At 65.0% G+C, this 12,994-nt stretch carries 11 protein-coding genes; 6 read left to right on the forward strand and 5 right to left on the reverse strand.

All coding sequences use genetic code 11. The features are described from left to right. Positions 1-17 precede the first annotated feature (17 nt). A complete protein-coding gene (locus HCR76_RS00405) occupies positions 18-1,493 on the reverse strand; it encodes an MFS transporter (RefSeq protein WP_198248103.1) in 1,476 nt (491 codons plus the stop codon). A gap of 101 nt (positions 1,494-1,594) precedes the next feature. On the opposite strand from HCR76_RS00405, the gene HCR76_RS00410 reads away from it, so the two are divergent. Then, the gene (locus HCR76_RS00410; protein ID WP_198248104.1) at positions 1,595-2,083 is read left to right on the forward strand and encodes a MarR family winged helix-turn-helix transcriptional regulator; all 489 of its coding nucleotides are present in this window, start codon (positions 1,595-1,597) and stop codon (positions 2,081-2,083) included. 7 nt (positions 2,084-2,090) lie between these two features. Here the strand turns inward: HCR76_RS00410 and HCR76_RS00415 are convergent, their stop codons facing one another. After that, positions 2,091-5,318 (reverse strand): S41 family peptidase, encoded by a 3,228-nt coding sequence (locus HCR76_RS00415; protein ID WP_166988081.1) that lies wholly within the window; start codon positions 5,316-5,318, stop codon positions 2,091-2,093. 184 nt (positions 5,319-5,502) lie between these two features. On the opposite strand from HCR76_RS00415, the gene HCR76_RS00420 reads away from it, so the two are divergent. Together HCR76_RS00420 and HCR76_RS00425 are read left to right on the forward strand one after the other, a co-directional pair. Further along, on the forward strand, positions 5,503-6,525 hold the full coding sequence (locus HCR76_RS00420; RefSeq protein ID WP_166985984.1) for a zinc-dependent alcohol dehydrogenase family protein: 1,023 nt from the start codon (positions 5,503-5,505) through the stop codon (positions 6,523-6,525). A 50-nt stretch (positions 6,526-6,575) separates the two neighbouring features. Continuing rightward, positions 6,576-7,823 (forward strand): alpha/beta fold hydrolase, encoded by a 1,248-nt coding sequence (locus HCR76_RS00425; RefSeq protein ID WP_166985981.1) that lies wholly within the window; start codon positions 6,576-6,578, stop codon positions 7,821-7,823. On the opposite strand, the gene HCR76_RS00430 is transcribed toward HCR76_RS00425, so the two are convergent. Beyond that, a complete protein-coding gene (locus HCR76_RS00430) occupies positions 7,824-8,804 on the reverse strand; it encodes a quinone oxidoreductase family protein (protein WP_166985978.1) in 981 nt (326 codons plus the stop codon). A 74-nt stretch (positions 8,805-8,878) separates the two neighbouring features. Between HCR76_RS00430 and HCR76_RS00435 the strand changes: the two genes are divergently transcribed. Next, a complete protein-coding gene (locus HCR76_RS00435) occupies positions 8,879-9,397 on the forward strand; it encodes a MarR family winged helix-turn-helix transcriptional regulator (RefSeq protein WP_198248105.1) in 519 nt (172 codons plus the stop codon). Between the two features lie 17 nt (positions 9,398-9,414). Here HCR76_RS00435 and HCR76_RS00440 read toward each other — a convergent pair whose 3' ends face one another. Continuing rightward, the gene (locus HCR76_RS00440; RefSeq protein ID WP_166985972.1) at positions 9,415-10,308 is read right to left on the reverse strand and encodes a siderophore-interacting protein; all 894 of its coding nucleotides are present in this window, start codon (positions 10,306-10,308) and stop codon (positions 9,415-9,417) included. A gap of 102 nt (positions 10,309-10,410) precedes the next feature. On the opposite strand from HCR76_RS00440, the gene HCR76_RS00445 reads away from it, so the two are divergent. Beyond that, complete coding sequence (locus tag HCR76_RS00445; RefSeq protein ID WP_166985969.1) at positions 10,411-10,881, forward strand: hypothetical protein; 471 nt, start codon at positions 10,411-10,413, stop codon at positions 10,879-10,881. On the opposite strand, the gene HCR76_RS00450 is transcribed toward HCR76_RS00445, so the two are convergent. Continuing rightward, positions 10,868-11,425 (reverse strand): TetR/AcrR family transcriptional regulator, encoded by a 558-nt coding sequence (locus HCR76_RS00450; RefSeq protein WP_166985966.1) that lies wholly within the window; start codon positions 11,423-11,425, stop codon positions 10,868-10,870. The genes HCR76_RS00445 and HCR76_RS00450 overlap by 14 nt on opposite strands. 48 nt (positions 11,426-11,473) lie before the next feature. On the opposite strand from HCR76_RS00450, the gene HCR76_RS00455 reads away from it, so the two are divergent. Further along, entirely contained in the window at positions 11,474-12,988 is a 1,515-nt protein-coding gene (locus HCR76_RS00455) for an MFS transporter (RefSeq protein WP_166985963.1), read from the forward strand. The last annotated feature ends 6 nt before the right edge of the window (positions 12,989-12,994 follow it).

A 12,994-nucleotide genomic window follows, 5' to 3' on the forward strand; every position in this document is an offset into this window, starting at 1 on the left:
GTGGCTGCCGTACGTGATCAGTGCGTGGGCGCGGTCCGCGGCTCGGGAGCTTCGGCGACAGCATCCGTCTGATTTTTCTGCCTGCGGATGCAGAGAGTGATGCCCGCGCCGGCGAGAGCGGCCAGCGCTCCGATCGCGAAGCACGTCGTGAACGCCGATTCGGCAGGAACCGACGTCTCACCAACGGGCACTGTCTGGCTTGTGAGCACGATTGCCATCACAGCGCCGGCAACTGTCGTGCCCATCGAGCGCATGAGAGAGTTGACGCCCACCGCTGCGCCCGCTTCGTCGCGTGGTGAGTTCTGCATCACCAGAGTCGGCATTGCTGCATAGCCGATTCCCACACCGGCCGAAGCGATGCACGTTGCGATCATCAGCTGCCAGGGCGCCGCAGTGAGGAAGAACGCGAAGACGTACCCGCCGGCAAGTACTGTTGCGCCGATGGCGAGGGTGCTGCGGCCGCCGAGGCGAGTGAGCAGGCGACTCGAAATGGGAGTGAACGCCAGCATCATCACGCCGCCCGGAGCCATCCAGAGCCCGGCTTCCAGCATGGTCTGCCCCAGCCCGTAGTCGATGCTCGCGGGCATCTCAAGCAGCTGCGGCACAACGATCGACTGGGCCATCATGCCGAACCCGATCAGAAGCGCCGCAAGGTTTGTGAGCAGAACGGGGCGCCTCGCGGTCGCCCGCAGGTCGACGAGTGGATCTTTGTGCCGCAACTCATACAGGCCCCAGCCAATCAAAACGACGACGCCGCCACTGATGGCGATGAGAGTTTCCAACGATGACCAGCCCCACTCGTTGCCCTTCGATACGCCAACGAGCACGGAGACAACGCCGGCGGCGAGTCCAAGCGCCCCGACGACGTCAAGGCGTGCCGTGCGTTTTGGTGCACGGTAGGGAAGTAGCGTTGCAGAGAGAACGGTGACGATTACCGCGAGCACGCTCGAAAGAGCGAAGAGCGCCTGCCAGTTGAACTCCTCGGCGATCCACGCGGCGATCGGGAGGCCGAGCGCGCCTCCGACGCCGAGGGTTGCGCTGATTCCGGCGACAGCCGAGTTCTTCATCTTTGTCGGCACGAGCTCACCGACGTAGCTGATTGCGACGGGGATGTAGCCCATGGCGATGCCCTGCAGGACGCGGCCGATGAGCACCGGAAGCAGCGTTGTGGAGAGCGCGCAAATGAGCGAGCCGACGAGAAGAATGATGGCGGATACGACGAGCACGGGCTTCTTGCCCTTGATGTCGGCGATTCTTCCTGCGACGGGCATGGCAACGGCACCGCCGAGCAGTGTGGCCGTCACAACCCACGACGCGTTGCCCGGTGACGTCGAAAGAATTTCGGGGAGCACCGGCTGAATGGGAATGACCAGAGATTGCATGAGCGCGGCGCAGAGGCTCGCGAAGCCGAGCACCGCGACGGCGGCGAAGGGATGCTTCGCCGCCGGCTCTGGACTGAGCGCAGGAGGGGAGGAGGGGGATGCTGTCGTCACAGGCTGTGCCGGATTCCTTTGTGTGTGTACGTTACATATCGACGTCAATATGTAGAATACATACTGTTTCGTAATTCGACAAAATCGAACCGTGCGGAGGAATGATGGCGAGCGACGTGACCCGAGGGGATCGCGCGAGTGGTGCGCGGCGTCTTGCTGGAATTCTGACGAGACTTGACCTTCATCGTCGCCACCAAGAACATCAGGCCGAACTTGGTGTCGCCGACCTGCGCATTCTCTGGATGTTCACCGATCGCAAGCCGCGTACGCTTGCCGACATTGCGTCGGCACTTCGGCTTGAACAGTCAACAGTCAATCGGCAGGTGAACGCTGCGTTCGCTGATGGTCTGCTGACGCGCGAACGGTCGTCGGCGGGCGCGGCTTACGAGTTTTCGCCGACCTCCGAGGGGCTTGCGGCGTTCGAGCGCGACGTCACCGCGAGCCTCGGCGCGTACGAATCAGCACTCGCAGCACTCGGCGATGCCGAAGCATCCCAGTTTCTCGACCTGATGCAGAGATTTCTCGACGAATACGGCGCGGTCGTGGCGAGCACCGGTGCCAGTGCCTGCCACGACCGCGGATCACAGTAGCGCGGGGTCAGCGCCTCACCCTCGGTTCGGGAAGCGGAGGCGCCGTCGCGGCCGGCGTGCGCTCAAGACGCGTCAGAGCCTCGTCGATTGCGCGGTCAAGCTGTGGGTCGTCTGCCTCGAACAGCTGCGACGGAGTGTGCACCACCTCGATGTCGGGATCGACGCCATGGTTCTCGACGCTCCAATCCTTTCCCTCCAGCCAGGTTGCGTAGCGCGGCTGCGTGATGCCGGTGCCGTCGACCAGCTCGAAACGGCCGTCGATGCCGACGACGCCACCCCACGTGCGCACGCCGATGACCGGGCCGACGCCAAGGGCCTGCGCCCGAGCGTTGACGATGTCGCCGTCGGAACCGGAATTCTCGTTTGCGACAAGCACCACGGGGCCGCGCGGTGCCCGGTCTGGATCAGGAATCGGCTTTGCATACTGCCTCGCCCACGCCCATCCAACGACGCGGGACGCAAGTCTCTCGATAACGAGCTGGCTGGTGTGTCCACCGCGGTTGTACCGCACGTCGGCGATCACCGCCTCGGCCTCGGTCGCGACGCGCAAATCGCGATTCAGCTGTGCCCAGCCGCTGCTCACCATGTCGGGAACGTGAAGATACCCGATTCGACCTCCGCTTCGCTCTGCGACGTAATCACGGCGCGACCGCACCCAGTCCTGGTAGCGCAGAGTCTCTTCATCACCGAGAGGAATGACAACGACGCGGCGATCGTCACCGCCCGGCCTGCGGAGCGTGAGCTCAACGGGCTTGTCTGCCGCGCCGATCAGATGGGCTGCAGGTCCCACCACCGGGTCGACCGCTGCGCCGTTCACGGCGACAATGATGTCGCCCTCGCGAGCTCCGACGCCCGCCTGTCGCAACGGTGAGCGCGCGGCGGGCTCACTCGACTCGCCAGGCAGGATGCGGTCAATGCACCAGCCTTCCGCCGCGGCAGAGAGGTCCGCGCCGAGGAACCCGAGTTTGCGAGATGCATCGCCCAGTGGGTTCGTTGGTGTGACGTATGCGTGGGAGGTGTTGAGCTCGCCGACGGTCTCCCACAGCACATCGACGAGATCGTCATGGGTGCGCACGGCATCGACCACCGAGCGCCAGCGCTCTGTGACAGCATCCCAATCGACGCCGTTCATGTCTTCACGCCAATAGTGATCACGCATGATGCGGGAGTTCTCGTCGAACATCTGCCGCCACTCGGCGCTCGTGTCGAGCTGAAAACGCAGGCGACTCATATCGACGGAGATGCGAGCGCTGTCGTCGTCATCAGTCTTGCGCGTGGCGGGCAGCACTGTGACGTCGTCTTTGTGCTGCACGACGATGCGCTCGCCGTCGCCCGAAACGGCAAAATGGTCAGCCTCGTCGGCAACGGTGATGAGCGTGCGGTCGGGGAATGACCAGCGCTCCACCCGATCAGGAGTCTTGTCGCCCGCGACGCCGGCGCGCCGGGACCCGAGCTCGCCCTGCTCGTCAGAGGCAACGCGAATCCAGAGCACACCGTCTTTCGCCGCCACCACATCGCGGTAGTCAGCAGAGGGCACGGGAAACGGCGTAATGCGCTCTTCTGCACCCTCGGCATCGAGATCGGGGCATGTGAGTGCGGCAGCATCCTTCGCCTCTGGGTTGCTAGCCTCGGGGCCGCCCGCCGAGAGATGCCACCCTTCGGAGCTCGGCCCGAAGGGGGCGGGCTCTGTCGCCGAGAGGGGAATGAGCCACGGTCGTGTGGCCCCCGAGAACGCGAGGTCGAATGCGTGCTGGTTGTAATGCGGGTCGAACGTGCGGTCGGAGAGAAACACGATGTGCTTACCGTCGCGCGTGAACGCGGGGGAGTGGTCATGGTACTTGCCGGTTGTCAGCGCGGCCGAATCGTTGTTCGTCGTGGTGTCGAGCACGCGGATCTGATGCAGTTCCGACTCGCCGGCGGTCGGCTGCGACCACGCGAGATAGCGTCCGTCGGGAGAGAACGTCGGCGAGAGCGCCTCCCCGGCCAGCGATCTTCCCACGTCGCGCGCGGTGCCTTTCTCGACATCAATCAGGCGCACGGCGCCGTCGTGCGAGATTGCGGCAAGCCGCGTGCCTTCGGGATCTGCGGCAAGATGCAGCACTCGACCGAGAGTCCCCGTGAGCAGTCGCCTGCCCTCGGCAGACGCATCGGCGCGTCGTACCTCGATCGCGTCTTCGCCGTCGGCATCCGTCACGTACGCGACGGAACCCGTCTTTCCGAGCACGACGGGCTCGCGCGTTCTGACGCCGGATGCCGCAGCGATGGCGCGCGCCGGACCTTCACGGTGCGCGAGCCAGAAGGTCTTGCCGCGCCAGCAGACGAGGCTCGCGTCGCCACCGTGATCGGGGCTCAGCGCCGTGACGTTCTTCTTTGGGTCAAGACTCACGGGCCCCGATCCGGTTCCAGGCAGCCGCACCTCGACGGTGCGCGGCTCGGCGTCGATGTCATCGAGCATCCGAATCTGCCCTCGACTGTGCCAGATGACGCGCGTGCCGTCCGTTGCGGCGTCGCGCACGTAGCCGTCATCTTCGGTCTGGAAGGTCAGCTGGCGGGGTTCGCCGTCGCCCGGAGCATCCCAGACCCACAGGTTTGCCTGCTCGTGTGCGCGGTCCGGGAACCGCGCGGCGCGATCAGAGACAAAGAGCAGCTTGTCGTCCACCCACATCGGGTCGACGAGTCCTGCGTGCTCGTCGGGGAGCAGCTGAGTCCACGAGCCGGTGCCGCTGGCATCAAACCACAGCCGCGGAGCGGTGCCGCCACGGTAGCGCTTCCACCACGCCGGCGGGCGACTGCCTGGGGTGCTGAGGGCGAGCGCGCCGTCTGAGCGGATAGCAAGACCGGATGCGGTTCCGTAGCGCAGCCGCTCGAAGCTGCCGTCAAGCGACACTGCCTTCACGACGGCGTGGCGCATGTTTGCCTCGCCCGCGTTCGAGGCGACGAGGATGCTGTCGTTCGACGCCCACCCGAGAACAGTCGTCACGCTGCCACCCCACCAGGTGAGGCGTCGCACGGCACCCGTCGTGACGTCAGCGAGCATGAGCTCGGGGTGGCCGTCTCGGTGTGAGACGAAGGCGACGTGTGTGGCGTCGGGTGAGAGTCGGGGCTGACGCACGGGAGCGTGGTCGGCTGTCAGTCGCCACGCTCTGCCGCCGTCGGAGCCGACGAGCCAGACGTCGTCGTCTGCGACGAAGGCGATGAGGTCGTTCGAAATGTGTGGATAGCGAAGGTACGTCATTGTGCTCACCCGCCACAGCCTACGTCGCCAGCTCTATCAACGTGCAGCAATTTCGGAGAAATGAGGTGCCCTAGCGACTGGCTCAGCGGCAACATGCGGAACCGACTAATCGATGGTCGGAGGTCTCTGAAATTGTGCACGGATGCCCGGCGTACGCTGAGAAGACGACGAATGAGGAGAACACATGCGCGGAGTGATTATGCACGGCCCAGGCGACGTGCGCGTCGAGGAGCGCGAGAAGCCCACGATCACGGTGCCGACAGACGCCGTCATCAAGATTGCGGCGACATGCGTGTGCGGCTCGGACCTGTGGCCGTACCGTGGCATCGACACCTCAGACAAGCCGATGCCGATGGGGCACGAGTACGTGGGAGTGGTCGAAACGGTGGGGAGCGCCGTCACAACGGTGAAGCCCGGAGACTTCGTCGTCGGCTCGTTCATGGCAAGCGACAACACCTGCGAGATCTGCGCCGCCGGCTACCAGAGCCGTTGTGTGCACGTTGTGCCGATGGGCGGGATCGGCACACAGGCGGAATACGCGCGCATTCCGCTGGCCGACGGCACGCTCGTCGCGACGTCGCGCCAGCCCACGGCCGCCGAGATTCCCGGGCTGCTCGCGGCATCCGATGTTCTGGGCACCGGCTGGTTTGCTGCCGTCGCAGCGGAGGCAGGGCCGGGCAAGACCGTGGTTGTCGTCGGTGACGGCGCTGTCGGGTTGCTCGGCGTGCTCGCGGCACGTCGCCTGGGCGCGGAGCGCGTCATCGCCATGAGCAGGCATGCCGACCGTCAGGAGTTGGCGCGAAAGTTCGGTGCGACAGACATCGTTGACGAGCGAGGGGATGCCGGCGCTCGCCGGATTCGCGAGCTGACGGACGGACTCGGTGCGCACTCGACAATCGAGGCGGTGGGAACGCAGGAGTCGATGATGCAGGCGATCCGCTCTACGCGCGCCGGTGGCCACGTGGGCTTTGTCGGAGTGTCGCACGGTGTGGAGCTGCCCGGGCACAAGCTCTTTTTCTCTGCCGTGCACCTGCATGGCGGGCCGGCGCCGGTGCGGCGGTTTCTGCCCGAGCTCATCGAGCTGGTCATGAGCGGCGCCATCACTCCGGGAGACGTGTTCGACATGACACTGCCGCTCAACCGTGCTGCCGAGGGCTATGCGGCTATGGACGAGCGGCGTGCGACGAAGGTTCTGCTGACCGTGTGACGTCGCGCCGCTCGCCCCGTGCCGACCGCGCCGCCGCGTAGGCTTGTAGCATGACCGTGACGACGCGACGCATGCTGGATCTGACCGTTCACGAGCACACGCTCACCGTTCCGCTGGTGTGGGACGACACCGCCGATTCGCGCACGATCGACGTGTTCGCCGCCGTGGTGTCGCGTGACGGTGGTGAGCACCTGCCGTACCTGGTCTTCTTGCAAGGCGGTCCCGGCAGTGAGGCGCCGCGACCGTTCCGCGACCCCGTCGGGCCGTCGTGGCTCGACGATGCGCTGAAGGACTACCGTGTCGTCATGCTCGACCAGCGCGGAACGGGCCGCTCGACACCGATCGGCGATGGAGATCTGCAGCGCCCCGCAGCATCCCTCGCCGAGCACATCACGCACCTGCGGGCGGACTCCATCGTGCGCGACTGCGAAGCGGTGCGCGAACACCTGGGCGCCGAGACCTGGAGCGTGCTTGGGCAGTCGTTCGGCGGATTCACGACACTGACGTACCTCTCGACGCACGCGTCGTCGATCGAGCACGCATACTTCACGGGAGGCGTGAGCGCCGTCGGGCATCACCCAGACGAGCCCTATGCGCTCACATACGACACGGTGCGCGACGCGACGTTGCAGTACTATCGGCGATTCCCCGAGCATCGTGACGCGTTCCGGCGCCTGGCAGAGCGGGCGGATGCTGGTGAGATCGTGCTCCCGGACGGCGAAGTGGTGTCGGTCTCGCGACTGCGATCTCTCGGGATGCTGCTCGGCACCAACGAGGGGTGGCAGACGCTGTGGAGCCTGCTGGAGCGGGATCCGGCAACGAACGCGTTCCGCTATGATCTTGCGTCCGCGTTGCCGTTCTCGGGCCGCAATCCTCTCTACTACGTGTTCCACGAGTCCTGCTACGCGGACGGTGTGGTGACGAACTGGTCGGCCGAGCGCGCCATGCCGGAGGAGTTCCAGAGCGACGTGACGCTGCTCACGGGTGAGCACGTTCGGCGCGAGTGGGCAGATACGGTGCCGGCGTTGCAGCCGTGGCGGGAGGTCGTGGACATCCTCGCGCATGTGGAGTGGCCTCGCCTGTACGACGAGGCGGCGCTGACAGCATCCGGGGCCCGCGGCGCTGCGGCAGTGTACGCGAATGACATCTATGTTCCGATGGAGTACTCGCTCGAAACATTGCGGATGCTGCCAGGTGTGACGCCGTTCATCTCGAGCGAGAACGAGCACAACGGTCTGCGTTCGGGCGACGTGCTGCCGCATCTGATCGACCTCGCGCACGGCCGTCGCGTGCGCTGATCACGGAATGATTACCATGCGCTCGCCGGATGCAGTCGCCTGCGTCCACGCAGATTCGACCTGATCGAGGGGCATCGTGCGAGTCTCGAGCGTGAGGGTTCCGGCACTGAGCATGTCGAAGAGCGCCGGAAGAATCTCGGTCATGACGCGTCCGAACGCCTCGCGCGGAACGCTGCCGCCGCCCTGCCCCACGAGCTCGATCCCCGCGCTGCGCATCACAGACGCAGGCAGGGTCAGCGTCGGCCCAGCCGTCTCCCCGATCTGCACAAAACGAGTGCGATGGAAAGTCGCCGCGAGGTCGTCGTTTGCCAGCGCGCGCAGCGTCTGTTCGGCTGGAGACCCCCACAGATAGTCCAGAACGAGGTCGAAGGGATGCTCGGCATGGAGAGCCCTGACAGCATCTGCCAGCCCGGTGGCCTCATTGTCGATGCGAATGACGTTGTCAGCACCGCGTGTGCGCAGCTGTTCGAGTCGCGCTTCGTCGCGCCCGACGGCAACGACGTGGTCCGCGCCGAATTGCTGTGTAGCCAGCTGTACGGCGAGGCCACCGGTCACTCCCGTAGCGCCGAGAACGAGCACGGATTGCCCCGTCTGAATCTGTCCGGCGTACTCCAGAGCAAACCAGGCGGAGATTGCCGCGTTCGGCAACGCGGCTGCTACGGCATCATCAACGCTGGTGGGAACCTCGATGACCTGTGCAGGGTTCACGGCCATCCGTTCAGCCATCGCTCCGGCGGGCGGTGTCGCGCCAGTGTAGACACGGTGACCGTCCGGGAGCTCGACGACGGCATCGAGTCCAATCTGTGCGGGCAGAGCCATATGCCCACTTCCATAGTGTGTGCCCGCTGCCAGCATCCGTTCGATGTTCTTGATCGCCGCGGCGCGCACGCGACCGACAACCCAACCCTCGGGCGCCGAGGGTTCCTCGACCTCGCGGCATACGGGCGTGTGGCCGAGAGCATCGATGACTGCTGCCTTCATAGGACTGTCTCCTTGAACTTTTGGTTTCCAAAGAAACAATAAGTCACTGTGAGCGAGATGGCAAGATGGTTTTCATGAAAACCAAAGGCGAGTCGATCGAACAGATCGGAGAGCTCGTCGAGAAGCTCAGCGCTCGTTTCAGCGAAGAAGACATTGATGAGCAGAAGTGGATGCGCGACCAGTGCTCACCTGAGGCTCAGCAGGTTCTCGCCACGATCACCGTGCAGGCGCTGCATTTGATCGCCCGGATTCCTGACGACGCTGGCGAGTCGGTGAACATCGTCGGCATTTCCCGGGCGACCGGTGTTCCGAAGGGGACGGTGTCGAAGATCGTGCAGCGACTTGTCGACGGGGGAGCCGTCGTGCGCCATCGACGGGAAGGCAACCGCAAAGAAGTGCATCTGCGTTTGACCGAAGTGGGAGAGGAAATTCAGCGCGCGCACCGCAGTCTGCATGAGCAGATGGGTGACGGGCTGGCAACGCTGCTCATGCGCTACTCGGAGAGCGATCTGGCCGTGATCACGCGTGTACTCAGCGATCTGCTACGCATGCCCCGTGAGGGTGTGCGGTTTCGGCCGGACCTGCTCAACTGAGGCATGAGGCAAACGCCCTACTCGTCGAAGATTTTGCCGACAGGTTCGCGCTTCTCTGCCTGGAAGCCGTCTTCGGCGCGTCCGAGTGCCCAATATGCTGAGAGCGACAGCGCACGGCGATCGATGCCCCACTCGTTGTGCAGAAGTCGGCGCAGCTGCTTCATGGCAGCGCGCTCCCCGTGGGCGAAGACCTCGATCACAGCATCCGGGTCAGTGGTCGCCTCGGGCCGGGGAAGGGACTGGGCAGCCTCAATAAGCGGGATGCCGTGCTCGGCACCAGCGCGGTGAAGCCACGTCACCTCGACCCCCGCCGGATGCGTGAGCGCGATCTCGTCGCGCGCGTCGCCGACCTCGATGATTGCGCGCCCGACAGCATCCGCCGGCATGGCCTCGAGTGCTGCGGCGATCGCGGGAACCGCGGAGTCGTCGCCCAGAATGAGGCGCTGTACCGACGGATCTTGGCTCGGCAAGAACTGCCCGCCCGGGCTGGACAGCGACACGACGTCGCCCGGCATCGCCGCTGCGGCCCACGGGCCGGCGATGCCGTCGCTGCCGTGCACGACGAAGTCGATGGCGAGTGTCTTCGCGGCTTCATCGATCGAACGGATCGTGTAGGTGCGGCGGACAGGAAGATCTTCGAGGGGAAGCGTCTCGCGCAACTGCTCAAGATCGTACGGCGGTGTCAGCCCGAGCTCCGGCTTGGCGAAGAGCAGTTTCGAGTAGGTGTCGGTGGCGGCGAGTCGTGCCGGATCCGCGTCGGAAATGTAGGCGTCAAAACCGTCGCCGCCCAGGTGCACGCGCACGAGGTGCGGAGTGAGCTGCTCGGTGCGAACGACGGTGAGTGCGTGCTGAATTCCGCGACGACGCGCTGCGGGAGTCGTATCCGTGGCTGAATTGGGAGGAGTCGTCATGGTTCCATTCTTGTCTCTGTTGGTCAGTGGACACTGAGCACGCGTGCTTAAACCTCTGGTAAGGCCGGCGAGCAATGTGCCCCGTGTCGGTAGCATGATCGCATGGAGGCGCTGCGAAGGTATTGGGCCATCATGGTCATCGCGCTGCCGCTGGGCGCGGTACTTGGTGTGGTCACCTACCTTGCACTCTTCGCGTCGATCGGGGTGGCATTATTCGGAGCGGCTATGTACGGGACGATCGGTGCGGTTGTTGCACTTTCGGCGGTACTCGGAGCGCTGGTTTCGGGCTTCGCGTTAGAGCGGCACGTGAGAAAGTCAGAGACTGTGCGGATCGGGGTGGGCGCTCTCGGCGCGGCTGCCGGGGTCTTCGTGCTCGGAGTCGTGGTGACAATCGTCGACAAGCTCACGTCGTCTGGATCTACAGGGGGAGAGGCCTTTATTTTCGTCGGCACCGTCTTGGCGATTCCAGCTAGCATTGTGGCTGCCATCATGATCAGCTGTGTTGAAGCGAGACTGCGGTCGCGGTCGGAGAAGGCCACTGCCCGGAGTTGGCAGGACTTCAACGGCCTGTGAAGCGGCGGGCGACCGACAGCATCCGCTCGGCGAAGTCTGACGCCGAGCCGCGGTCGATCGCGGGGTAGGACTCAGGGTTGGCGCTGGCGAGATACAAACCGTCACTCATGAAGATCAGGGCGGATGCCGCATCGGCGTCGTTCACCTCCGGCATGAGTGCGGCGTGCCAGCGCGCCCGGGTCTCGGCGATCGCGGCAGTCGCCGACGAATCACCGCTTTGAGCCAGAGCCACCGTGGCGTTATACGCCGAATCGAACGCCGTTCCCGTCTCGGTTGACGTGCGAATGAAGAAGGCGACGGGGCCCTCGGGGTCGGCGGCCATTGCCGCGACGTCCTCGTCGACAAACCTGGCGAGGCGGTCGATGACCCCCCGCGCGAGAGCGTCTTTCGAGCCGAAGTGGTAGAGCAGCCCGCCTTTCGAGACCCCGGCACGCGCGGCGGCAGCATCCAGAGTCGCTGCTTTCTCGCCGCCCTCGATGAGCAGGGCGGAGTACGCGTCGAGCAGTCGGTCGGCTGTGTGAGCGCTGTCAGTCGAGGAGGACATATTGTCACTGTACCGTCCAGACGGTACAGTTGTCGATCGGAGGATGACATGATGACTGCAGAGCTGAACGTCGAGCCGCGGGCCGGGGCCCGCGAGTGGCTCGGTCTTGCCGTGCTCATGCTGCCCGTGCTGCTCATCTCTGTGGACAACACGATCCTCAATTTCGCGCTGCCGCAGATCTCCGAGGCGCTGCTGCCGACGGGCACGCAACTGCTGTGGATCATCGACGTCTATCCGCTCGTGCTCGCGGGACTGCTTGTCTCTATGGGGAGCCTCGGCGACCGCGTCGGCCGCCGCAAGCTGTTGCTCATCGGTGCCGCAGGATTCGGTCTCATGTCGATTCTGGCCGCCTATTCGCCCTCTGCTGAAGCGTTGATTGCCGCGCGGGCTGCGCTCGGCCTCTTCGGCGCGACGCTGATGCCGTCGACACTCTCTCTGCTGCGCAACCTCTTCGTCAACCGAGAACAGCGACGCCTCGCTGTAGCGATATGGGGAAGTGCGTTCGCGGGAGGCGGTGCCCTCGGCCCCATCGCTGGCGGGTTTTTGCTCGAACACTTCTGGTGGGGGTCGATCTTTCTGCTCTCGGTGCCCGTGCTGCTTCCGCTGTTCATTCTTCTTCCGATCATCGTGCGCGAATCAAAAGACCCCGTCGACACACCAATCGACCTGCTGAGCGCCCTCCTCGTGCTGCTCACGATGGTGCCGTTCGTGTGGTCGATCAAGCACGCGGCGGATGCTGGAATCGACGCGTTTGCGGTCGGCACCATCATCTGCGCGTCCGTGTTCGGATTGCTCTTCGTACGCCGCCAGCTGCGGCTCAAGCATCCGATGCTCGACGTCTCGCTGTTCAGAATCCCGGCGTTCAGTGGGGCAATCGTCATTAACCTGTTCAGCATCATCGCTTTCGTCGGCGGGCTGTTCTTCATCACCCAGCATCTGCAGCTCGTGCTGGGAATGTCGCCGATGAACGCGGGCCTCGTGCTTGTGCCCGGGCTCGCCGTCATGATCACGGCGGGGCTCCTTGTGGTGCCGATCGCGCGTCGCGTGCGCCCGAGCATCGTCATCGCGTGCGCACTCGTCTTCTCCGTGCTCTGCTACGGCAGCATCGCCGTGCAGGGCGGCAGCGTGAGCGCACTGGGCATTGCGCTCGCCGTCGTGGCGCTCGGCATCGGCGTCGGCGCGGCCGAGACGGTGTCGAACGACCTCATTCTCGCGAATGCGCCCGCGTCGAAGGCCGGCGCGGCATCGGGGTTGTCCGAGACGGCGTACGAGCTCGGCTCCGTGTTGGGCGTTGCAACGCTCGGCACAGTTCTCACGGCGTCGTACAGCAATCACATCGTCATTCCGGCGGGGGTGCCAGGGGCGGATGCCGCGGCAGCGACCGAGACCCTCGGTGGAGCCATGAAGGTGGCCGAACAGCTGCCCGCGAAACTGGGCGATGCCCTGAGCCAGGCCGCGATCACGGCGTTTAGCAGTGGTGCGTCGATCACGGCGTGGCTGGGTGCCGGGCTCGTTGTCGTGGCGATCATTGTTTCGCTCACGACGTTGCGCAACGCAAAATAGTCCGTC

The sequence above is a fragment of the Paramicrobacterium chengjingii genome (assembly GCF_011751765.2).
Lineage (GTDB): Bacteria > Actinomycetota > Actinomycetes > Actinomycetales > Microbacteriaceae > Paramicrobacterium > Paramicrobacterium chengjingii.